The sequence below is a fragment of the Sphingobacterium sp. UBA5996 genome, from assembly GCF_002429765.1.
GTDB lineage: Bacteria > Bacteroidota > Bacteroidia > Sphingobacteriales > Sphingobacteriaceae > Sphingobacterium.
The window spans coordinates 79,978-103,135 of sequence record NZ_DJAS01000003.1 but is presented as its reverse complement, the minus strand read 5'-3'; the positions used below and the strand labels follow the sequence as shown (position 1 = coordinate 103,135).

Genomic DNA, 23,158 nt, shown 5'->3' with positions numbered 1-23,158 from the left:
ATGGAAAAACAAGAATATACCATCACCCTATATACAGAGAATTCTATCGGTCTTATCGGTCGGATTTCAACGATTTTTTCGAGAAGAAAAATCAATATCGAAAGTTTGAACACTTCCCCTTCTGAAGTGGAAGGGATACATCGTTTTACCATTGTGATCACAGAAGCGGAGGATGTTCTGCGTAAGCTTTGCCGTCAGCTGGAAAAACAAATTGACATCCTCAAAGCCTATTACAACACCAATGATGAAGTGATCTGGCAAGAACAGGCATTATATAAAGTGCCTGCGGATGTTGTGAATGAAAAAGTTTACGTCGAGCGGTTGTTACGCCAATACGGTGCGAATGTCGTTGTGATCCGCAACGATTATATTGTATTTGAAACGGCCGGTCACCGCGAAGAGATTGATAAGTTAACCGAAGAGCTGACAAAATATGGCTTGATCGAATTTGTACGTGGAGCTCGTATTGCCATCATCAAGGATAGTGCTGGCTTCCACTCCAAATTGGTTCAGTTTGAAGCCCGAGAGCCTTCTGAAGAAATTGTAGAAAACGAATATCTCGACAAAAGAGATGATGTATTTACAATGTAAGCATTAAAAATATCATGCAAGAAACATTTAAATTTATCTTAAAGTCACGTCAAAAATTCATTGAATTAATTGAAGGCCTTTCTATAGAACAGCTTAACAAAATTCCTGTAGGATTTAACAACAATATCATCTGGAATTTTGCGCATATCGTTGTCAGTACCCAGACCTTGATCTATGTGCGTACAGGAATTAAAGCCGATACGGCTTGGGTAAAATATAACGAAGATTATAAAAAAGATACCAAACCAACCCGCTTTGTTGAACAAGCGGAGATCGATGAATTAAAAGAAATCGCCATCCGTAGTATTGAGCAAATTGCCGCCGATTATGACAATGGTGTCTTTGGAGAAATCACTTCCTTTTCAACAGCAACCTATGGTTATCCAATGGACACCATTGAAGAAGTTATTGCCCTGACATCTGGACATGACAATGTTCATTTCGGCTATGCAATGGCACAACGCAGATTAGTACAATAATTAAAACAAATAATCAACAACCCATAACAGAAAGAAAGTAAAACAATGGCAAATTATTTCAACACTTTACCGCTTAGAGAGCAGTTAGAACAATTAAGTCACGCTGAATTCATGGACAACACCGAATTCACGGATGGCGTAAATGCTTTAAAAGGTAAAAAAATCGTAATCGTAGGATGTGGCGCACAAGGCTTGAACCAAGGTTTAAACTTAAGAGATAGCGGATTGGACGTTTCTTATGCTTTACGTAAGGAAGCTATTGAACAAAAAAGAGATTCTTGGAAAAATGCTACGGACAACAATTTTAATGTAGGAACTTACGAAGAATTGATTCCCACTGCAGATTTAGTCATCAACTTGACTCCAGATAAACAACACACTTCAGTTATCAACGCCGTAATGCCTTTGATGAAAGAAGGCGCTACATTATCGTATTCACACGGTTTCAACATTGTGGAAGAAGGCATGCAGATCCGTAAAGATATTACTGTCATCATGGTTGCGCCAAAATGTCCAGGTTCTGAGGTTCGCGCAGAGTACCTTCGTGGCTTTGGTGTACCTACCTTAATCGCTGTTCACCCGGAGAATGACCCACAAGGAAAAGGCTGGGCTGAAGCAAAAGCATATTGTGTAGGAACAGGTGGTCACAAAGCAGGTGTATTGAAATCTTCATTCGTAGCTGAAGTAAAATCAGATTTGATGGGTGAGCAAACGATTCTTTGCGGATTGTTGCAAACAGGTTCGATCTTATCTTTCGATAAAATGATCGAAAAAGGAATTGAAGCAGGCTACGCCTCTAAATTGGTACAATATGGCGTAGAAGTGATCACAGAAGCCCTAAAGCACGGTGGTGTAAGCGGCATGATGGATCGTCTAAGCAACCCAGCAAAGGTGAAAGCTTTTGAAATCTCTGAGGAATTGAAAGATATTATGCGTCCATTGTTTCAAAAACATCAAGACGATATCATGTCAGGACACTTTAGCAAGACCATGATGGAAGATTGGGCTAATGGTGATGCGAACTTATTGAAATGGCGCGCTGAAACAGGTGAAACGGCATTCGAAAAAACACCTGCTGGTGATGTTAAGATCAACGAACAGGAGTATTTCGACAACTACACATTGATGGTTGCTTTCATCCGTGCCGGTGTTGAATTGGCGTTCGAAACGATGGTTGAAGCGGGTATAAAACCTGAATCAGCATACTATGAATCATTGCACGAAACACCATTAATCGCCAATACAATCGCCCGTAAGAAATTGTTCGAAATGAACCGCGTCATCTCTGATACAGCTGAATACGGTTGTTACCTATTCGATCAGGCTTGTAAACCGTTGTTGGCAGACTTTATGAAAACTGTAGATACTGATTTAGTCGGTAAAAACTTTAACGAAGGCCGAGATGGTTCAGTTGACAATGCTCAATTGGTTGTTATCAATGAAATTTTACGCGACCACCCCGTGGAAATTGTTGGACGCAAATTGCGTAAAGCAATGACCGCAATGAAAGCGATCAAAACTGTTTAAAGTTTATACGGAATTATACATGCTTCAAAATCATGAAAATTTCGTAATTTAGTATATTGAAACCAAGGTGATATTGAGACATTTACAATATCACCTTGGCTAATATAAAAATAACATAAGAGAGAATAAAAAATGTCAAAAACTTTAGTAGAAAAGATTTGGGATGCTCACGTGGTTAAGCGTGAAGAAGGGTTCCCAGATATTATTTATATCGATACCCATTTAATTCATGAAGTTACTTCACCTCAAGCTTTTGATGGCCTACGTAAAAGAGGAATCCCAGTTTTTCGCCCAAAACAAACGGTAGCTACTGCCGACCATAATGTACCGACACTTAATCAGCATTTACCAATCAAAGAAGAACTATCGCGTTATCAGGTTGATATGCTCACCAAAAATTGTGCTGAATTTGGTATTGAATTATACGGTTTGGGACATCCCTACCAAGGTATCGTACACGTTATCGGTCCAGAGCTGGGTATTACCTTACCGGGTAAAACAATGGTGTGTGGTGATAGCCATACCTCCACTCACGGTGCTTTTGGAGCTATTGCTTTTGGTATAGGAACCTCTCAAGTAGAACAAGTCTTCGCTACCCAGTGCCTATTGCAGTCGAAGCCCAAAACAATGAAAATTGAAGTCAACGGTACCCTTCAAAAAGGCGTTGGAGCCAAAGATATCATCTTGTATATCATCTCCAAAATTTCAGCTGCCGGCGGTACGGGTTACTTTATCGAATATGCTGGTTCAGCGATCCGTTCGTTAAGTATGGAGGCACGTATGACCATCTGTAACATGAGCATTGAAATGGGGGCTCGCGGAGGGTTAATTGCACCTGATCAGATTACATTTGATTATGTGGAAGGTCGTGAATTTGCGCCGAAAGGAGAAGAATGGGATAAAGCGCTAGCCTACTGGAAAACATTATATTCCGACGAAGATGCCATCTTCGATAAAGTATTGACTTTTGATGCGGAAGACATCGCTCCCATGATTACCTACGGTACCAACCCCGGGATGGGAATGGGAATTGCAGAACATATTCCAGCAACTACTGCTCAGCCAGAATCAGAAAGACCATCGTATCAAAAAGCATTAGACTACATGGGCTTTAAAGACGATTCAACAGTATTAGGCAACCGTGTTGATTACGTCTTCATCGGAAGTTGTACCAATTCCCGTATCGAAGACTTACGTGAAGTTGCTTCATTCGTACAGGGTAAGCAGAAAGCACAGGACGTTGAAGTATGGATTGTACCAGGCTCAAAACAAGTAGAAAAACAAGCCAAAGAAGAAGGCTTGGATAGAATATTTGAGGCAGCGGGATTCCAGCTACGCGAACCAGGATGCTCGGCATGTCTAGGGATGAACGAAGATAAAATCCCTGCTGGCAAATATTGCGTTTCGACTTCAAATAGAAACTTCGAAGGACGTCAAGGGCCTAATGCACGTACCATGCTGGTATCTCCTTTAACAGCAGCCGCTGCGGCTGTAACAGGTAAAGTAACAGATGTGAGAGAGTTGATCTAAAAAAAATAAAGCGTAAAATATATTAATCCAAAAATGAAAAGTACTACTAAAATCACATCTATCATCTTAGCGGGGGCTACACTTTTTACCAGTTGTGCGAGCAAAACATTGATTCAATCAAATCCAGTTGGGGCAAAAGTTTATATTCAAGGAGAGTATGCGGGTACAACACCGTATTCTTATAAAGACACCAAAATCGTTGGCAGCACAACTGACTTGAAAATAGAAAAAGAAGGTTATGAGCCTTTTATTACCAGTTTTTCTAGAAATGAAAAAGCTGACGTCGGTGCTATCATCGGGGGGATATTTGTACTCGTTCCATTTCTATGGACCATGAAATATAAAGAGCAACATACGTATGAATTGATACCTCTAGGTAGCGGAGCAAAAAAAGAGTCAACAGACACATCATTGTCAGCTAAATTACAAGAGCTAAAAAAGATGTACGATGACAAGCTCATTACCAAAGAGGAGTATGAAAAGCAAAGAGAAAAGGTTTTGAACAATTAGCGTTCGACAAAAAATAAAACAGATAAAAAACGGAGGGCTAATAGACTCAGCTCCGTTTTTTATTTTGACTTTGAAAAAATGAAAAAATTTGAAACTTTAACTTCACGGGTAGTTCCACTACCTATTGAAAATATTGATACCGATCAGATCATTCCAGCGCGTTTTCTAAAAGCGACAACGCGCGAAGGATTTGGAGATAATTTATTCCGTGATTGGCGCTATGAATCAGACAATCAGCCCAAAACGGATTTCGTATTGAACAACCCGACCTATTCGGGAAAAATATTGGTTGCGGGGAAAAACTTTGGCTGTGGCTCTAGTCGCGAACACGCTGCCTGGGCTATTCAAGACTATGGTTTTGACGTTGTTATCAGTTCATTCTTTGCAGATATCTTCAAAGGAAATGCGCTGAATAATGGGGTTTTGCCCATTCAAGTTCCAGAAGAGTTTTTAGGGAAAATATTCGAATTAGTACATCAAAATCCTAATACAGAAATTATCGTCGACCTGGAAAAACAAACAGTTATGTTGAAAGAAACAGGCGATCAGTTTGAATTTGAAATCAATCCATACAAAAAATCATGCTTGATTAATGGATATGATGATATCGATTTTATCCTTAACCAAAAAGATTTAATCAAAGCATTTGAAGTAAACAGACAATGGTAGATCCTGTCGTCCATATTGCCAATTTAACTGTTCAGTACGGTAGAGATATCGTATTGCAAGATTTAAATTGGCAAATTTTTAAGGGTGAACAATGGATCTTAGGAGGACCGAGTGGTACCGGAAAAACGACGCTTGCAAAAGCAATTGCCGGTCAAATAAAATATGAAGGAAAAATCGAATTCAACCTCGGCTCCAACAATACCCTTTCTTCAAAAATTCACTATGTTTCCAATTGGTTTCAGTTTACCAATCTGGAAGGCGACCGCAACTTTTATTATCAACAGCGCTACAACAAATTCGCGAAAAACGATACGTTAACTGTTTTTGCAGAGTTGAAACATTTTGCACAGGAGGAACAACTCTCTTTTGACGACGTACGCAACTATCTGACAATTTTTGGTTTTGAAAATTTCAAAGATCAACAGTTGATCGAACTCTCCAGTGGGGAGCATAAAAGACTACAATTGATCAAGGCGCTATGGCTCCAGCCTGAGGTACTTATCATTGATCAACCTTATACAGGTTTAGACGTACAGTCTCGGCAAGACCTCAATCACATTTTTGATCAGTTGGCAAATAAAGGTGTGTCGTTGTTGCTTATTAGTAATGATGAGGAATACCCCAGCTGCATCAATCGCTTCGCAGAAATTCAGGAGGGCAAGATCGTTATTCGCCAACGTAGCGAAGAGCTATCCAGAGGGTTACGCCGAACGAGAAAGGCACTGCCTTATTTTCTGCAACGAGCCCCAGAAGTTTCTTCTCAGATCATGGTAAAGATGAACAAGATTAATATCTCTTATGGAGAAAAACAAGTTCTAAAAAACATAGACTGGGAGGTAAAAGCTGGTGAAAAGTGGCTACTGCAAGGTCATAATGGCTCTGGAAAATCAACTTTGCTTAGTTTAATCAATGGAGATCATCCCCAGGCCTATGCCAATGACATCTATCTTTTCGGTAAAAAAAGAGGATCTGGAGAAAGTATCTGGGACATCAAAGAACATTTGGGGATCATATCGCCAGAATTACATTGGTACTACGATATGAATGCCAACGTTGGACAGACCATCGCTTCGGGATTCTTTAATTCCATGAGCCTCTATCAACGATTAGGATTTGAACAACAGCAGAAGCTGGAGCAAATTCTTCATTTTTTTGACCTCAAAGAGGTTAAACATAAAACATTGGGATCATTACCCCTAGGCCAACAACGTTTGGTTCTACTGGCCCGCACGATCGTGAAACATCCTGAATTGTTGATTTTGGACGAACCATGTCAGGGGCTGGACAAAGAGCAGACACAGTATTTCAACGACGTCATCGATGATCTGAGTAAAAGCGGCCAAACCCTCATCTATGTAGGGCATTTCCACGCTCAGCTACCAACTTGCATTGATAAGAAAATGGTGTTGGAAAAGGGAGAAGTGAAAGCGATAACCAGAGTTATCCACAAAAAAGAGGCTTTTTCCACATAAGAAATGTGGAAAACGACCAGTTAGAATAGAAAATAGATGTTAGCGGTTAGCATTTAGAGACTAACAGCTCAATAGTTATAAAACAATGAAAAAAAATATTTTAATCATACCTGGAGATGGCATCGGCCAAGAAGTAACCACTTGGGGTAAAAAAGTTCTAGAAAAAATCGGTGAAAATTATGGTCATGAATTTAGCTTCGATGAAGCCATCATGGGCCATACGGCGATTGAAGCTACTGGCAATCCGCTACCTGACGAGACATTAGCGAAAGCAAAAGCTTCTGATGCGATCCTTTTCGGTGCCATTGGCCATATCAAGTATGATAATGACCCATCTGCTAAAGTTAGACCTGAACAGGGTTTACTAAAGATACGTAAAGAGCTGGGTCTTTATGCTAATCTTCGCCCGATATTATTATTTGATGAATTGTTGGATGCTTCAAGCTTAAAGCCAGAAATTCTTCAAGGGACAGATATCCTTTTCTTTCGTGAATTAACAGGCGATGTATATTTTGGCGAGAAAAATCGCAATGAGGACAACACCTTTGCGTCAGATTTGATGAATTACCACCGTTACGAAGTTGAGCGTATCGCACGTAAAGCTTACGAGGCAGCGCGCACACGTAATAAAAGATTATGCTCTGTTGATAAAGCTAATGTTTTGGAAACTTCACGTCTTTGGAGAGAAGTTGTACAAGAAATCGCAAAAGAATATCCAGATGTTGAAACAGAGCACATGTTCATTGATAATGCCGCCATGCAATTGGTTAAAAATCCAAAGAAGTTTGATGTTGTTTTAACCGCCAATCTTTTTGGTGATATCCTAACAGACGAGGCTTCTCAAATTGCAGGATCCATGGGTATGTTGGCTTCCGCTTCCGTAGGCGATGGTACAGGCTTCTTCGAACCTATACATGGCTCTGCGCACGATATCGCTGGTCAAAATAAAGCAAATCCACTTGCGTCAATATTATCTGCAGCCTTGATGCTTGATATTAGCTTTGGCCTACAGGAAGAAGCTAAAACGGTTACCCATGCTGTAGCTGAAACATTAAAAGCTGGTTGGAGAACCGGTGACATTGCAAACAGTAGCACAGAAGCTTCAAAAATTTTAGGCACCCAAGAAATGGGGCAAAAAGTATTGGAGTTTATTAAATAGTATTGAGATATGAGTAATGAAGTAGTGAGTATTGGGAATCAGATGCCGCAAGCCTTTGCTCGGGCACTTTAAATGCATTGCTTCTTACATATTTAGTTTATAAATCTTTTGAATTAAGAAATTATGTTACACGATCCTAATCATCTTTACATCTTCGACACCACATTGCGTGATGGCGAACAGGTACCCGGATGCCAATTAACTACTCGAGAGAAAATTGAGATCGCAAAGGACTTAGAAAAACTTGGCGTTGATATTATCGAAGCTGGTTTCCCAGTGTCTAGCCCTGGTGATTTTCAATCGGTGGTAGAATTGTCTAAAGCCGTGAACGATGTCATTATATGTGCATTGACCCGTGCCAATAAAAACGATATTGATGTCGCTGCCGAAGCATTAAAATACGCCAAACGCCCGCGCATCCATACGGGTATAGGCTCTTCGGACATGCATATCAAATATAAATTCAATAGCACACGAGAAGAAATTTTAGAACGAGCTGTTTCCGCTGTAAAACATGCTAAATCCTATGTTGAGGATGTCGAGTTTTATGCAGAAGATGCTGGTCGCGCAGACTTAGAATTTCTAGCTAAAATGGTGGAATCGGTCATTGCTGCCGGAGCTACTGTCGTTAATATTCCTGATACAAACGGTTATTGTTTACCGGACCAATATGGATCAAAAATCAAGTATCTGAAAGAACATGTACGCAATATTGATCAAGCGATCATTTCCGCTCATTGCCATAATGACTTGGGACTTGCAACGGCAAATTCCGTCGCTGCGATACAAAATGGTGCCCGTCAGGTAGAATGTACAATAAACGGTATCGGTGAGCGTGCTGGTAACACGTCGCTGGAAGAAGTGGCCATGATCCTTAAGGTACACAAGCAAGCATTCGGAAGTTTAACATCGAATATTGATAGCCGCATGTTTACCTACTTATCCCGCAAGGTAAGTGAAATGATGAATATGCCTGTGCAGCCAAATAAAGCTATTGTAGGTCGCAATGCCTTTGCACATAGCTCAGGCATCCACCAGGATGGATTCTTAAAGCATCGCGAAAACTATGAGATTATCAGACCAGAAGATGTTGGTTTGTTGGAAGCTGATATCATTTTAACGGCCCGTTCTGGAAGACATGCACTTAAACACCATTTAGAGCGCTTAGGATTTCACCTTGAAAAAGACGATCTAGCAGATTGCTATCAACGCTTTTTGGTTCTGGCCGACGAAAAGAAAAATATTTGTGATGATGACCTGAAAAGCCTCGTCCAAGAAAAAATCTAGAAAAGGAAGGCTGCTCATGCAGCCTTTTTTCTTCAAAAAAAAATCAACTATATTACAACACACAGTAGCGGTAGAATCTTTAGTATAATAGCGGGTATCTGCATTTTCTTACCTACCTTAACTGGGCAATCCTCTAACAATGAATCTTTCAACCTTAAATATCGACTCCGAGGCCACGCTTGAACGCATCAAGTCTGTGGTCAATCGCACCCCCTTACAGTATAACAGGCATTTATCCGAAAAATATGGCGCCGAAGTTTACCTCAAACGAGAAGACCTACAGGTCGTACGTTCGTACAAGCTACGAGGAGCCTATAATAAGATTATTTCACTTACAGAAGAAGAGCGGCAGCTTGGTGTTGTATGCGCAAGCGCAGGTAATCATGCACAAGGCGTCGCTTTCTCCTGTAATAAACTCGATATCAAAGGGGTGATATTTATGCCCGGTCCGACACCACGCCAGAAAATTTCGCAAACCGAAATGTGGGGTAATGGCAATGTAGAAATCATCTTAACCGGCGACACCTTTGACGACTGCCAAAAGGCTGCGCTAGCTTATACAGCAGAGTACGGCATGACTTTTATCCCTCCTTTTGATGACCTCAAAATTGTAGAAGGTCAGGGCACCGTTGCTGTTGAAGCCTTGCAGGATCTACCCGATATGGACGCTATGTTTATTCCTATTGGTGGTGGCGGTCTGGCTGCAGGCGCTAGCTATTACCTTAAAAATAAAAACAAAGCAATCAAATGTTATGGTGTAGAACCCGAAGGTGCCCCTTCCATGCAAGCTGCCCTGACACATGGCGCACCGATTGAACTTGAACATATTAACAAATTCGTTGATGGGGCCGCTGTTAAAAAAATCGGTGCCACAACATTCGAAATCGCCAAACAACTGCTGGATGATACGCGTTCTATTCCTGAAGGAAAAATCTGTACCTGTATCTTAGAACTATATAATAAGGATGCAATTGTCGTCGAACCTGCAGGAGCACTTTCCGTAGCAGCGCTCGAGTTCCACAAAGATGAAATTAAAGGAAAGAAAGTCGTCTGTATCATATCCGGTGGAAATAATGATATTGACCGTATGAGTGAAATCAAAGAACTGTCTTTACTTTACGAAGGTTACAAACATTATTTCATCGTTCGTTTCCCGCAAAGGCCTGGCGCATTGAAACTTTTCGTATCCGAAGTATTGGGACCTAAAGATGATATTACACGATTTGAGTTTATCAAAAAGACTGAGCGAGAAAGGGGGCCCGCGCTAGTCGGCATCGAGCTCAACAAACCCGAAGATTATACAACATTGATTGAACGCATGAAAGAATATAAGTTTGATGTCATTGAGATCAACAAAGACCAAACATTATTCGAGTATTTGGTATAAAAATAAAAAGCCAGCGCTTAAAACGCTGGCTTTTTATTTTTATCTATTTCCAGGATACAACTCATAGCGCCTAAGACCGACCGGTCATGATTTCGTAAAGTTCTAATAAAACGGAAAATTTTCATCACATAAAAATCTTATATTTAATTGTTTAATCAAAAAAATAAGCACATATGAGAGTAGTGATTTTAGCAATTCTGACCTTAATAGGTCAGCTTACCTTTGCGCAGACAGACAAAAGTAAACGACCAAGTCCTCCTGACAACACCAAGGTGACTACGGTCGATGGTATCACAATCGACATCAATTACAGCCGTCCATCATTGAAAGGCCGTCAATTGGGTGTTGATGTTGCCCCTATCGGTAAAGTATGGCGAACCGGAGCAAATGAAGCCACCACGATCGAATTCGATAAAGATGTATTGGTTGAAGGCAAGAAATTGGCCGCTGGAAAATATAGTCTTTACAGTATCCCGGGCGAACATGAAACAACGCTCATGTTCAATAAAGTTTGGAATCAGTGGGGAACGAAATATGATTCCAAAGAAGACGCCTTAAGCATTTCCGTCAGTAATGCAACAGCAAGTACCTCACAGGAACAATTTAAGATTAATGCAAGTCCACAGGGAACAGTCTCCTTGGAGTGGGGAGCATATGTCGTACCCTTTACGGTCAAAGCGAGCAAATAGGTACGATGCTCGATAGTCAAGCAAAATTTATTGCACAGAAAAAGGGACTGACAGTAGTCCCTTTTTTCTTAAAATAGCGTCTTGTCCGGATCACAATAGTTTCGGCCAGACAGTTAATTTTTTAAGTATTTTTGCAAAAACTGATCCTGCTCCCACAATAGATGGAAGATATTTTCTTTGGCAACATATCCATGCGCTTCACGCGGCAAAATCACCATGCGCACAGGAGCTCCCAAATTTTTCAGCGCCTGGAAATAGCGCTCTGTCTGCAAAGTAAACGTCCCGGGATTATTATCTGCTCCACCGTGAATCAATAACAGTGGCGTTTTCATCCGATCGGCACTTACAAAAGGAGACATGGTCATATACAATGCGGGATCATCCCAGAAGTTTCGCTGCTCACTTTGAAAACCGAATGGCGTTAAGGTTCGATTATATGCTCCAGAACGTGCTATTCCCACTGCAAACAATTTAGAATTGGACAACAAATGCGCTGTCATAAATGCACCATAGGAATGCCCGCCTACCGCAACTTTTTTTCGATCGATATAGCCCAGCCGGTCTACCGCATCGATTGCTGCCTCAGCATTGGCCACAAGTTGCTCAATAAAAGTATCATTCGGTTCTTTTGTCCCTTCTCCAACAATTGGAAAGGCAGCATTATCCAATACAGCATACCCTTTGGATACCCAATAGATAAAAGAACCATAACTTGGGAATGTAAACTCCTTAGGGTTGGCCGTGCTCTGTCCAGCGGTATGCTTATCCTTGTATTCCCTTGGGTAAGCCCACATGAGCAATGGCAATTTTTCCTTTTTATTAAAATCATAACCGGCAGGCAGATAAAGCGTTCCCGAAAGCTCTACCCCATCGTTACGTTTGTAATTCAAAATCTCTTTATGAACTTTTTCCAAGGATTTGAACGGGTTTTCAAGAGCTGTTAGTGTCGTCTGTTTCCCTGATTTCATATTTTTCATGGAATAATTGGGGTAGATCGATGCTGATTGAAGCGAAATTAATAAGTCACCTGTTTTGGGATTTACTATTTGGCTGATACGTTCTTGTAGTGCGGATGCTGCTGCAGTGTAAATTCGCTTTTTCTTTAAAGAGTGTAAATTGAGTTCATCCACAAAGGGAAACTCGCCATCTTTAGTAAACCCCTTGCCCACAAATAAGACCTTATCCTTATCTATATACATAGCGTAAGTGCCTAAGCTATTTCTTTCCGTATACACGTCGCCAGGATCATTATACACGTCTTGACTGTTCCGATCGTGCAACAGTTTGGATTCTCCCGTGGAAGGATTAACCACAAAAGTTTTTTTATTTCTAGTATCATACCATTGCGAATGAACCAAAGCATACTTCTCATTGCCCCATACTACACCTGCATAACGGTCTTTGGTTTTAAAAATAAGCTTTCCCGCCCCTTTAAAAGGGTATGGCAAGGTATATAAGGCATCCCGAAACTCCGTTTTATTATTCGCATCCCCGCCGTCAAGGGCTTCAATATAAGCTAACGTAGCAGGTTGGTCGCTCCGCCAATGCCAGGCCCGTTTTCCAGCGCGTGTAGATGAAAAGCCCTTTGCCATAACTTCCGTTAAAGGCACCTCATTTACAAGTGCGATTTCCTTACCTGACCGATCATAGATATGTACCTTCTGTGGAAAATACGAAAGCGGAACCACATACGAATAGGGCTTCGCGATCGTTGATACCATCACATATTCGCCATTCGGGGAAAAGCTGATCCCTGTATAAATGGCTCTGTCTTTAAAAGAGGAAATTTTGCCGTTAAGATCCACAATTTGCAGATTCGACTGCGCCAATGTTTCAAAGTTTGCCTCGTCCAACGGGTTCTTCAGCAAGTCCTGATACGTTCTCAACTGAGAAACCTTTCCATCGCTTGTGGAAACAACCGGCCCTTTCGGCAAATCTTTGGAAGGATCCAATAGTGCAGGCCTATCCTGCGGCAGACTGGTGATCATTAAACCTGACGAATTTTTCAACCATTGAAAAGGTGCCGTCATTGTTCCATTCAAATTGTAATTGGTTAACTGTTTGACGTTCCGCGTAGCGAGATCAACGACAAATAAAGCTGTACCACTATCATTGCTATTGCTGAATGCCAAGCATTTATTGTCCGGAGAAAACATAAAATTGGATAGTGCAGCCTTTTCTGGCATCCCGGAAAAGTCAGTATATTCAACATTTTGATCGATTTTTTTTAAGGCTATCTTATCGTAAAAGAGCGTTGAGCTCTCCATATATGTTTTCGGATTAATCCTTAATCCCGCCAGTTTCATTTCTTCCTGCCCCAATTCAGCTAGACTTTTATAAGTCGGGCGGAATGTAAAAAGCATCCAATTTTTATCGCCTGAAATTTTCAGCTGAGGAGGGCGTACATAATCCGCTAACGCCAGAATTTCAGTAGAAGGTTTTTGAAAGGTAATGTTTTCCTGCGCTTGCGTTTGTAGTGAAGTTAACAGCAAGAGACCATAGAATAGTTTCTTCATAAATTTATTTTTCAAATTAAGGCAAAATAAAATAATAAAACTTTCATTAAGAAGCAAGATTTGTAGCTTTTTTATGACACTCAAATTAAACTTAAAACATTTGTAAAATAGCGGTAAAAATTACCAATTTAAAGTTATCCACATTCTTAACGCTAACAAAATCAATAACTTAACCACAACAATCTTCTACAAACGCATGCTCTGTTAAACTTTTACCCAAAATGTGGAAAAGTCAACCTACCGCATAGCAGGAAAATGTAGGATATTTGTTAAGCTAATAAAAGAATTAGCAACTCAATGAAGTTTTTTACGTATCGGAAACAGACCGTTCTATTTGGTAATTGTCTGTTTTCAATGCCCGGCCTAACCTTAGGATCGGGCTCCCCTATTAAAATTGATACAATTAACTTCGTTCCGAGTTTTTCTATAAAGATTGGAATAAAAAAAATAAACAAGTAACATGGCAAGAATTATCAAATTTGAGAAAAACGATTGTGCCCCTTGTGCACAAGTATCGGCTTATTTGGATCAAAAAGGTATCCAATATGAAACGGTTAATCCTTTTGATGAACCAGACTTGGCCGCAAGATTCAAAATCCGCACAGTTCCTACTGTAATTGTGTTGGAAAATGAAGAGATTCAACACCGTATCATTGGCTTTAAACCAGAAGAATTGGCTGCCATTGCACTTTAATAAATTCAGCGTATCATTTAAACCAAACAACAACATGATACACATTTATTATGATTCCAAAACGGGCAACGTACAGCGTTTTATGGATAAGGTCGCTCAAATAACAGGCTGGCAAATCCATAAAATAACCCCCGATTTGAGGGTAAAAGAACCTGGCCATTTGGTCACTTTCACCACAAATTTTGGGCAGGTACCCGAAAATACAGTAGAATTCATGAAACGCGAAGCTAAAAACATCTATTCTGTTACTTCCAGCGGTAATCGCAATTGGGGTCCGAATTATGGCTTAGCAGCTGATCGCATTTCACAAGATTTCGACATTCCACTGGCATTCAAATTTGAACTGTCCGGAACAATGGAAGACATTAATCAATTTATTGACATCTTAAAGAACTTTTGCGATGGTAGCAAACGAAGTAGCAAAAAACTGGATATTGCTTAATAATGAAATCATGATTAAGCATGATGACGAATTCAGCTTACATAAAGATAAGGAAGCAGTTCGTGCCTATTTCTTAGAATATGTAAATAAGAACACGGTGTTCTTTTATACATTGAAAGAAAAAATAGACTATTTGGTAGAGAATAACTATTATATTGACTTTTACCAATGGTTTACATTTGAAGAGATGGAAGAAGTATTCAACTATGTATACGCTAAAAAATTCCGTTTTGAATCTTTTATGGCGGCCTTCAAATTCTTCCAGAGCTACGCTTTGCGTGACGATTCTGGTGAGAAATTCCTAGAGCGCTATGAAGACCGCGTTGTTGCTGTTTCCCTATTCTTGGCAAGAGAAGAAGGTGTAAAAAAAGCAATTGAATACGCCGAAATCATGATCAATCAAGAATACCAACCAGCGACACCTACATTCTTAAATGCAGGAAAGAAACGCTCGGGAGAATTGGTATCTTGTTTCCTTGATGAAATCGGTGACAACTTAAATGGTATTGGTTACGCTGTTGATTCTGCTATGAAGTTATCTTCTATCGGTGGTGGCGTATCCTTCAATATTTCGAAAATCCGTGCTCGTGGCGAGGCAATTAAAGGTGTTGAAGGTCGTGCGGGCGGTGTACTTCCTATTATGAAAATCATGGAAGATACATTCTCCTATGCCAATCAATTGGGACAGCGTCCGGGTGCAGGTGCCGTATATCTCAATATTTTTCACTCCGATATTGAAGAGTTTTTGGATTGTAAAAAGATCAATGTCGATGAAAAAGTACGTATCAAATCCTTGTCTATCGGTATTATCGTGCCTGATAAATTCATGGAATTGGCAGAAAAAGATGAGCCTTGCTATTTGATCTACCCACATACCGTCATGCAAGAGTATGGACAATTCTTGGACGAGATGGATATGGACAAAATGTACGACGAATTGATCACGAATCCAAACGTAAAAAAGAAAAAGATCAATGCCCGTCACCTCTTGGTTAAGATTGCACAGACACAAAAAGAATCCGGTTACCCGTATATATTTTTTAAAGAGAATACCAACCGTGTCCATGCGTTGAATGAAATCGGTCAGGTAAAATTCTCTAACCTATGTACGGAGATCATGCAGGTATCTCAAGTATCCGACATTGAGATCTATGGCAAACAAGACACGATCCGTTATGGGATCTCCTGTAATCTTGGTTCATTGAATATTGCAACTGTAATGGACAACAAACGTATCAAAGAAACCGTAAAAACGGCTATGCGTGCTTTAACTGTCGTTACAGACGTAACCAATATTGATATGGTCCCTTCGATTGCAAAAGCAAATCGCGAGTTGCATTCCGTAGGGCTAGGTGCGATGAACTTACACGGTTATCTTGCAAAAAGCTTCATCATGTACGAATCGAACGAAGCATTGGATTTTGCCAATACGTTCTTTATGATGATGAACTATTATTCATTGGAAGCGTCCATGGAAATTGCCAAAGAACGTGGTAAAACATTTGTTGGATTTGAAAAATCAGCCTATGCTGATGGCACCTATTTCAACAACTATGTCAACCGCGATTACATGCCAAAGACAGCGAAGGTAACGGAGTTATTCGAAGGTATACATATTCCAACGGTAGAAGATTGGTTGGCGTTAAAAGCACAAATCAAAGAACATGGCATCTATCATGCTTATCGCTTGGCTATTGCTCCAAATCAGTCGACTTCCTATATCATGAATGCTACTGCATCGGTTATGCCTATTGTAGATATCATTGAAGTACGTGAATATGGCGACAGCACAACTTACTATCCAATGCCATATTTGACAAATGATAATTATTTCTATTTCAAATCGGCATATGATATGGATCAATTCAAAGTATTGAAGCTGATTTCAGTCATTCAACGTCATATCGATCAGGGTGTATCCACTATTTTGCATACCAACTCAAAAGATTCGACGAGAGATTTATCGAGATATTATATCTATGCACATAAACTAGGGTTAAAATCCCTTTACTATACACGGACAAGAAAATCAACGATTGACGAATGTGTCTCTTGTTCAGCTTAATTTTGCGATTTGGTAAACTAAATGCCTAATACTTTAAACTAAAAATGAGTAAAACATATAAAGCCGTCAACTGGAATACCCCCGAGAACGATTATGTATTAATGTTCTGGGAACAAAATATCCGTCAATTCTGGATCGACACAGAATACATTCCATCGAAAGATATTGATAGTTGGAAACGTATCAGTCCAGAAATGAAAGATGCGTATAAAAAAGCATTGGGTGGCTTAACCTTATTGGATACCCTTCAGAGTCATACGGGTATGCCTAAGATCATCGATCATATCGACACATTACAGAATAAAGCAGTATTGTCCTATATGTGTATGATGGAAGCTATCCATGCAAAATCGTATTCCACTATTTTCACGACAGTTTCTACAACCGCTGAAATCAACGATATTTTCGAATGGGTTCAGCAAAATAAATACTTACAATACAAAGCGCAAACAATCGATGGTTATTATCGTGCGATCGATAAAGAAGATGCTTCAGAAGAAGAAATCTATATGGCGATGGCTTCTTCGGTATTATTGGAGTCCTTCCTGTTCTATTCAGGATTCTTCCTACCGTTATGGTTATGTGGGCAAGGCGAGATGGTCGCATCAGCTGATATCATTAAAAAAATCATCGCTGACGAATCCATACATGGCGTATTCGTAGGATTGATCGCTCAAGATCAATTCAAAAAATTAAAAAATCAAGATCAGGTCAAAGCACGTTTCTTGGCACTTCTTTACAATTTGTATGAGAATGAATTGAAATATACCGAAGAGATCTATACCGAAGTGGGCTTAACTGCCGAGGTGAAAGAATATGTTCGTTATAATGCCAACAAAGCGTTAATGAATCTTGGATTTGATCCGATCTTCGAAGTAAAACAGGTCAATCCAATCGTATTGAATGGATTGAATACCGAGACAACACAACATGATTTCTTCTCCAAGAAATCAACTAACTACGAAAAAGCAACTGAGATTGTTCATCTAAAAGATGATGACTTTAAAATGGATGTGGTCGTAGATATATAATATTGGCGATAACGTAAAAAAGCCGTTAAGATCAATTCTTAACGGCTTTTTTTATGTGGCTCCGATACCCGACCAACACTGAACAGTCACTGATTTTTTTGCGTGAAGGAGCATTAGACAAAGCGCTGGTTCTAAAATAACTTTGCTGATTCGGGATTTTCACCTATAAATCAGTTTAGATAGTCATGGCTATCCATTTTGATAGCCATGACCACTATTGAAAGATCTATTGATACCCTGGATTCTGAGTCAATTTATTGTTGCGTTGAATCTCATCAGGTGAAATAGGCCATAAGAGATCGGATTCTTTAAATGTCGCACCAGATGCGTTTTTCGCACCGATTAGCGGAACAAAATCTACTTTTCCGGCTTCTGTTGTGGAGATTACAGGGAACATCTTTGTACGTACAATATCATCCCACATTTTGTATTCCAGCGGTAATTCGCGTAGACGTTCTTTCCAGCATTCTTTGACAAAATTTTCTGCTGACAATCCTTGTAGTTCTGCCGTGAAAGCAGCAACGGATTTTCCAGCTGTGTTCGCACGTGCTTTGACCTGTGCTAAATATCCGGCAGCTTCAGCACTGACTCCAGTTGTTTTAGCGATACTTTCGGCCGCAGTTAACAAAGCTTCTGGATAACGGTAAAAATTCCAGTCCTTTGTCCCTCTTCCCGTCGTTAACAGAGCTTGCTCATCGACATAATACCATATACCAGCATCTTCTGAAGTCCATTTTTTACCATTAATCGGATTGGTATAAGACCAGTGATAGAACTGGTTAGGTTTGATCCGTAAATCATCTTTATCGTAAACATTCAAAAACTGTTTCGTAGGACCAAAAACACGCTCAAATATCGAATAAGTAGTAAATACCGAAACTGCGGACGAGCTAAAAGCAGTGGCTGTTCGCGCCCCACTATTGGCAATAATATCATCAAATTCTTGCGCATAGATAACCTCATCCAGATTATCCGTACGACGCAACAAGTTGTAGGCACTATTTTCTGCAAAGTCCGTATTTTGTGTCATCTTGTGCGGCGAGTTAACCACAATCTTAGCCATAGTAGCCGCATCGGCAAATTTACTTTGCTGCAAATAAACATCTGCCAACAGCATTGCCGCCACGTATTTTGTAATACGATGACCATTGTCTACGAACGTCTTGGCTGGCAGTACCTCTACAGCACTTTTCAGGTCTGTCTCTATCAATTCATAGATTTTCGTCGCCTCGGTACGTTCTAGATAAAGTGGATCGTTCAATGTCTCATTCGGGAGTGTATACAAGGGCACTGCTCCAAATGTTTTGACAAGATAAAAGTAGTTGTAGGCTCTAAAAAATTTGGCTTCAGCCAATAAGGTATTTTTCTTGGTCTCATTGACCATGTTTATCTGCGGGATGTACTTTACACCTGCATTAGCGATATTAATGGCTTCGTAAGCTCCATCCCAAATCGTATTCATTGTAGGAGATATTACGCTCGTATTTTGTTGTCGCGTCAACTCACGCGCAAACAAGGTGACACGCTCTTGCCCTTCATAACTATTCGTAAAATACCCGGTTAAAATGGTATTAATGGAAGCCGTAGAACCTAGATAGGAACCTGTTGTAGAATAACGTAATGGTGAACCCCGACGGTAAAGTGCATTTACAGTTGCTTCGGCCTGTCCTTCATTTTCATAATAACTAATTAATGACAGGTTAGAGCTAGGATTTTCGTCCAAAAATTTATTACAGGATGTTGTGAGAGCCAGTCCGGCCAATAACAACAGAAATAATTTATTCTTCATCTTTTTAAATTCTATGCATTAAAATGTAACATTAACACCCAAAGAGAATGTTTTCGCTCTAGGATAGGAGAAAAAGGTCATGTTTTGTCCAAATTTTCCATTCCCTTGTGCAGTAAATTGAGAAGTCATTTCTGGATCATACTGAGAAGTACTTTCCGGGTCGTAACCTTTAAAATCTTTTGATGTGAATAAGAATGGATTATTTGCATTCGCATAAACACGTAATCTGGATAATCCTATGCGCTTTAGTACGTCCGAATTAAACGTATAGCCAAATTGTATCAAATTTACACGCACATAAGAACCATCCGCAACCCAAGCATCGTCCACATTGGTGTCCTGACCAGCATGCCCTCCATTGGTCAGGTAGATCGCCTGTTGTTTGGTATCCGGATTTGAACCGTTATACGCATCCGTCAGGATTTCTTTTAGACCATTGGTAATACCAAAACGATCATACGTTGAATGGAAGAATTGTTGCATGACATCCACTCCCTTCACAAATTGTAGATCTAACGTAAAGTCGAAGTTTTTATAACGCAAGTTGTTGATTAAGCTACCGGTCCAATCTGGTAGACCTTTACCGATAATTTCTTTCTCGGTTGTGCGTTTTGCACGGCCAATTTGCTTCACCGTAGCGTTTCCAGCATCAACATCTGCTTTCGTGTAGACACCTAACCTTCTATAGCCGTAGAAGCTGTTGAGGTTTTCGCCAACGCGGATCACACTATTTGCACCACCGACCCAATCATTCTTTAAGATATCTGCATTGTTCTCCCCCAATTTCAATACCTTATTCTTGTTGTAGTTGGCGTTCAACGATGCTTTCCAATCAAAATTCTCATTGGTCACAATCGTACCGGTAATCATCATATCCAGACCTTGATTTTGTACGGCGCCGATATTTTTCATGACGGATTTGAAACCGGTCGCTCTTGGTATCGGTGTCTCCAACAGTAGGTCTGTTGTTTTTCGACGGTAATAAGAAACATCAAAATTTAGACGATTTTGAAGTAAACCCAATTCCACCCCAACATCAAACTGTGCAGTTTTCTCCCACTTTAAATCTTCATTTGAAATCGTGCTGACATAAGACCAGGGCGCCCGTGTATTATTTAATAAAATTGTACCAGCATCTACGATTGATAACGATCTATAAGGATCAATTTCAGAGTTCCCTGTCAAACCGTAACTTGTATGCAGCTTCAAGTTGCTAATGGTCTGACTATCCTTTAAAAATTCCTCGTTGGACACATTCCAAGCCAAACCTAATGAAGGGAAAAATGCATATTTATTGTTCTTGCCAAATTTCGATGAACCATCATAACGACTTGTAACTGTTGCAGAGTAGCGATTATCATACGAGTATGCTGCCCGCAAGAAATACGAATTCATCGCCCAATCATTGTAGAATGATTCAGGCGTAGCTGGCGTTACACCTAGGTTCATTCGATTATACTCATAGAAATCATCTGGGAATCCTTCCGTCCGCATTTTATCGTAGTCATAGGTCTTCTTTTGCCACGACAGACCTGCCATCGCATTGATGCGATGTTTATCAAATTGCTTATTATAGGTCAGATAGGTTTCTTCCTGCCAATACAGCGTATTCGTATGCGAACGTTCTGCCCAGCCATTTGGTCTGGAAATATTATTTAATAATTTTGAAGAGTATCCTTTATAGTCTTTTCTATGGTGATCAATCCCCAATTGCGTTTTCAAATCCAATCCATCGGCCAGATGAAACGTTAATGCCGCATTTCCAAAAATCTGTGTATTGTAGCGTAGGCGTTTTTGCAAATCCAAAATGGAAACCGGATTGGCCATTCCTTCAAAACTTAATTTTTCGGCTACCGTAGACGATGCAGAATTTGTATAGAGTCCATTTTTATCATAAACAGGATACCAAGGAATCATCTCGATCATGGTACGACGCGCTTCCTGTCCACCACCGTCTTCCGGCGTATAACGCCCCCAGGTGTGATTGACGGTTAAATTAATTGCTGTAGAGAGCCATGTTGTCGGTTTTGCATCATAAGCCATTTTTGCATTGATCCGCTTATTCCAGGTATTGTTCATGATTCCCTGTTGATCCGTATAATTCAAAAATGCACCAACAGATGATTTTTCATCACCTTGTTGCACATTTAATTGGTGGTTATGTGAAATGGCCGTACGGGTTGCCTCGCGTTGCCAATCGGTATCATACAGTGGATTGCCGTTTGCATCAAAATAGTCTGCATCATTAAACCACGTCTTTTTATCTAAAGACCATGACTTTCCTTGGTACTTATTTTCATTTTCCAACCCAATCATAAAGGCATCCACCCATTCCTGTGCATTGAGCAAATCCATGTATCGCTGAGCCGAGCTAACACCCGCCGATCCTTGATAGCTAATCGTTCGAGATCCATCTTTGTTTCCACGTTTTGTGGTTACCAAGATAACACCATTTGCTCCGCGCGCACCGTAGATTGCCGCAGAAGAAGCATCTTTTAAAACCTCTATGTTTTCAATATCATTCGGATTCAACAAATTGAAATCTTCCATCACGACTCCATCAACTACATATAATGGGTTGGAAGAAGAATTGATCGTTGCTACACCACGAATAACAACTCTATTCGCATTAGCACCAGGTTGGCTTGAATTCGAAAAGATATTTACCCCCGAAGCTTTGCCTCTCAAGGCATCTAAAGCACTGAAACTTTGATCTTTAATCAGGTCGGCTCCTTTAACCATCGCAATAGACCCCGTTACATCCGATTTACGCATGGTACCGTACCCTACAACGACAACTTCGTCCAATTGACTTTGATCATCGTCTAATTGCACGGAAACTGTTGTACCGGAAACAGTGACTTCTTTGGCTTTGTAACCAACGGAAGAAACTACCAGTACATCCCCCGATTTAGCATCTAGTGTAAAATTACCCAAGGCATCGGATTGCGTACCCTTTGAAGTACCTTTAACGGCGATGTTCACTCCCGAAATTGGCTTTCCGGTAGCATCCAATACTTTCCCTTTAACTTGTTGCTGCAAATGGCTCATCTCTTTCACGACGGATTTGCCCTCGTACTTGAATGAAGTTGCGACTGCGGCATTGGCTTGTTGGAAAGTACCAGCAATGACAGCTAATGAGAAAAATAGTTTTGATTTTTTCCCAAGCTGCGCAAGTGATTTTACGTCAACTTTGCTCATATTAATAGTGATTTGGTTTATAAAAACGTTTTAGCAAAATGAAGCTTAGAACGTCTAGTTTAATTTAGTTTCCCTTAATTGATGTTTTTTTGCAATCTACTGCTTGAAAAATTGCCTATT

General features: G+C 40.2%; 18 protein-coding genes. 15 read left to right on the top strand and 3 right to left on the bottom strand.

All coding sequences use genetic code 11. The features are described 5' to 3' along the window. The 11 genes from ilvN (at nucleotide 1) to B3E00_RS01715 (ending at nucleotide 11,300) form a co-directional block, all read left to right on the top strand. A complete protein-coding gene (ilvN, locus tag B3E00_RS01765) occupies nucleotides 1-591 on the top strand; it encodes an acetolactate synthase small subunit (protein ID WP_209578168.1) in 591 nt (196 codons plus the stop codon). Nucleotides 592-605: 14 nt separating this feature from the next. Beyond that, a complete protein-coding gene (locus B3E00_RS01760; RefSeq protein ID WP_293883946.1) occupies nucleotides 606-1,070 on the top strand; it encodes a DinB family protein in 465 nt (154 codons plus the stop codon). Between the two features lie 45 nt (nucleotides 1,071-1,115). Further along, entirely contained in the window at nucleotides 1,116-2,597 is a 1,482-nt protein-coding gene (gene ilvC / locus B3E00_RS01755) for a ketol-acid reductoisomerase (RefSeq protein WP_209578167.1), read from the top strand. A 132-nt stretch (nucleotides 2,598-2,729) separates the two neighbouring features. After that, nucleotides 2,730-4,127 carry a 3-isopropylmalate dehydratase large subunit gene (gene leuC / locus B3E00_RS01750; RefSeq protein WP_209578166.1) on the top strand — a complete coding sequence of 466 codons (1,398 nt, stop codon included), beginning with the start codon at nucleotides 2,730-2,732 and terminating at the stop codon, nucleotides 4,125-4,127. A gap of 33 nt (nucleotides 4,128-4,160) precedes the next feature. After that, complete coding sequence (locus tag B3E00_RS01745; protein WP_293883949.1) at nucleotides 4,161-4,637, top strand: PEGA domain-containing protein; 477 nt, start codon at nucleotides 4,161-4,163, stop codon at nucleotides 4,635-4,637. Nucleotides 4,638-4,715: 78 nt separating this feature from the next. Then, entirely contained in the window at nucleotides 4,716-5,306 is a 591-nt protein-coding gene (gene leuD, locus B3E00_RS01740; protein WP_209578164.1) for a 3-isopropylmalate dehydratase small subunit, read from the top strand. Then, complete coding sequence (locus tag B3E00_RS01735) at nucleotides 5,300-6,778, top strand: ATP-binding cassette domain-containing protein (protein ID WP_293889400.1); 1,479 nt, start codon at nucleotides 5,300-5,302, stop codon at nucleotides 6,776-6,778. Before leuD ends, B3E00_RS01735 begins: the two co-directional genes overlap by 7 nt. Nucleotides 6,779-6,863: 85 nt before the next feature. After that, nucleotides 6,864-7,937 (top strand): 3-isopropylmalate dehydrogenase, encoded by a 1,074-nt coding sequence (gene leuB / locus B3E00_RS01730; RefSeq protein WP_293883953.1) that lies wholly within the window; start codon nucleotides 6,864-6,866, stop codon nucleotides 7,935-7,937. Nucleotides 7,938-8,060: 123 nt separating this feature from the next. Further along, nucleotides 8,061-9,224, top strand: coding sequence for a 2-isopropylmalate synthase (locus B3E00_RS01725; protein WP_293883954.1), 1,164 nt, complete (start codon nucleotides 8,061-8,063; stop codon nucleotides 9,222-9,224). A 139-nt stretch (nucleotides 9,225-9,363) separates the two neighbouring features. Continuing rightward, nucleotides 9,364-10,611 (top strand): threonine ammonia-lyase IlvA, encoded by a 1,248-nt coding sequence (ilvA, locus tag B3E00_RS01720; RefSeq protein ID WP_293883955.1) that lies wholly within the window; start codon nucleotides 9,364-9,366, stop codon nucleotides 10,609-10,611. A gap of 173 nt (nucleotides 10,612-10,784) precedes the next feature. Beyond that, nucleotides 10,785-11,300, top strand: coding sequence for a DUF2911 domain-containing protein (locus tag B3E00_RS01715; protein WP_293883956.1), 516 nt, complete (start codon nucleotides 10,785-10,787; stop codon nucleotides 11,298-11,300). A gap of 113 nt (nucleotides 11,301-11,413) precedes the next feature. Here B3E00_RS01715 and B3E00_RS01710 read toward each other — a convergent pair whose 3' ends face one another. Continuing rightward, nucleotides 11,414-13,816, bottom strand: a complete 2,403-nt coding sequence (locus tag B3E00_RS01710; RefSeq protein WP_293883958.1) for a S9 family peptidase — start codon at nucleotides 13,814-13,816, stop codon at nucleotides 11,414-11,416. 460 nt (nucleotides 13,817-14,276) lie between these two features. On the opposite strand from B3E00_RS01710, the gene B3E00_RS01705 reads away from it, so the two are divergent. The 4 genes from B3E00_RS01705 to nrdF are packed head-to-tail and all read left to right on the top strand — an operon-like array spanning nucleotide 14,277 to nucleotide 18,048. Then, nucleotides 14,277-14,510, top strand: coding sequence for a thioredoxin family protein (locus tag B3E00_RS01705; RefSeq protein ID WP_046673718.1), 234 nt, complete (start codon nucleotides 14,277-14,279; stop codon nucleotides 14,508-14,510). A gap of 34 nt (nucleotides 14,511-14,544) precedes the next feature. Then, entirely contained in the window at nucleotides 14,545-14,952 is a 408-nt protein-coding gene (gene nrdI / locus B3E00_RS01700; protein ID WP_293883963.1) for a class Ib ribonucleoside-diphosphate reductase assembly flavoprotein NrdI, read from the top strand. Further along, nucleotides 14,912-17,017: a class 1b ribonucleoside-diphosphate reductase subunit alpha gene (gene nrdE / locus B3E00_RS01695; protein ID WP_209578156.1), complete on the top strand. Its 2,106-nt coding sequence runs from the start codon at nucleotides 14,912-14,914 to the stop codon at nucleotides 17,015-17,017. Before nrdI ends, nrdE begins: the two co-directional genes overlap by 41 nt. Nucleotides 17,018-17,061: 44 nt before the next feature. Further along, complete coding sequence (gene nrdF / locus B3E00_RS01690) at nucleotides 17,062-18,048, top strand: class 1b ribonucleoside-diphosphate reductase subunit beta (protein WP_209578155.1); 987 nt, start codon at nucleotides 17,062-17,064, stop codon at nucleotides 18,046-18,048. 226 nt (nucleotides 18,049-18,274) lie between these two features. Here the strand turns inward: nrdF and B3E00_RS01685 are convergent, their stop codons facing one another. Both B3E00_RS01685 and B3E00_RS01680 read right to left on the bottom strand, forming a co-directional pair. Further along, entirely contained in the window at nucleotides 18,275-19,837 is a 1,563-nt protein-coding gene (locus tag B3E00_RS01685) for a RagB/SusD family nutrient uptake outer membrane protein (protein ID WP_293883967.1), read from the bottom strand. 18 nt (nucleotides 19,838-19,855) lie between these two features. Then, nucleotides 19,856-23,038, bottom strand: coding sequence for a SusC/RagA family TonB-linked outer membrane protein (locus tag B3E00_RS01680; protein ID WP_293883969.1), 3,183 nt, complete (start codon nucleotides 23,036-23,038; stop codon nucleotides 19,856-19,858). Nucleotides 23,039-23,158: the final 120 nt, after the last annotated feature.

Bases quoted from the DNA above. Each gene is read 5' to 3' on its own strand.
- ilvN (WP_209578168.1), top strand. From the start codon at position 1: ATGGAAAAACAAGAATATACCATCACCCTATATACAGAGAATTCTATC.
- B3E00_RS01760 (WP_293883946.1), top strand. From the start codon at position 606: ATGCAAGAAACATTTAAATTTATCTTAAAGTCACGTCAAAAATTCATT.
- ilvC (WP_209578167.1), top strand. From the start codon at position 1,116: ATGGCAAATTATTTCAACACTTTACCGCTTAGAGAGCAGTTAGAACAA.
- leuC (WP_209578166.1), top strand. From the start codon at position 2,730: ATGTCAAAAACTTTAGTAGAAAAGATTTGGGATGCTCACGTGGTTAAG.
- B3E00_RS01745 (WP_293883949.1), top strand. From the start codon at position 4,161: ATGAAAAGTACTACTAAAATCACATCTATCATCTTAGCGGGGGCTACA.
- leuD (WP_209578164.1), top strand. From the start codon at position 4,716: ATGAAAAAATTTGAAACTTTAACTTCACGGGTAGTTCCACTACCTATT.
- B3E00_RS01735 (WP_293889400.1), top strand. From the start codon at position 5,300: ATGGTAGATCCTGTCGTCCATATTGCCAATTTAACTGTTCAGTACGGT.
- leuB (WP_293883953.1), top strand. From the start codon at position 6,864: ATGAAAAAAAATATTTTAATCATACCTGGAGATGGCATCGGCCAAGAA.
- B3E00_RS01725 (WP_293883954.1), top strand. From the start codon at position 8,061: ATGTTACACGATCCTAATCATCTTTACATCTTCGACACCACATTGCGT.
- ilvA (WP_293883955.1), top strand. From the start codon at position 9,364: ATGAATCTTTCAACCTTAAATATCGACTCCGAGGCCACGCTTGAACGC.
- B3E00_RS01715 (WP_293883956.1), top strand. From the start codon at position 10,785: ATGAGAGTAGTGATTTTAGCAATTCTGACCTTAATAGGTCAGCTTACC.
- B3E00_RS01710 (WP_293883958.1), bottom strand. From the start codon at position 13,816: ATGAAGAAACTATTCTATGGTCTCTTGCTGTTAACTTCACTACAAACG.
- B3E00_RS01705 (WP_046673718.1), top strand. From the start codon at position 14,277: ATGGCAAGAATTATCAAATTTGAGAAAAACGATTGTGCCCCTTGTGCA.
- nrdI (WP_293883963.1), top strand. From the start codon at position 14,545: ATGATACACATTTATTATGATTCCAAAACGGGCAACGTACAGCGTTTT.
- nrdE (WP_209578156.1), top strand. From the start codon at position 14,912: ATGGTAGCAAACGAAGTAGCAAAAAACTGGATATTGCTTAATAATGAA.
- nrdF (WP_209578155.1), top strand. From the start codon at position 17,062: ATGAGTAAAACATATAAAGCCGTCAACTGGAATACCCCCGAGAACGAT.
- B3E00_RS01685 (WP_293883967.1), bottom strand. From the start codon at position 19,837: ATGAAGAATAAATTATTTCTGTTGTTATTGGCCGGACTGGCTCTCACA.
- B3E00_RS01680 (WP_293883969.1), bottom strand. From the start codon at position 23,038: ATGAGCAAAGTTGACGTAAAATCACTTGCGCAGCTTGGGAAAAAATCA.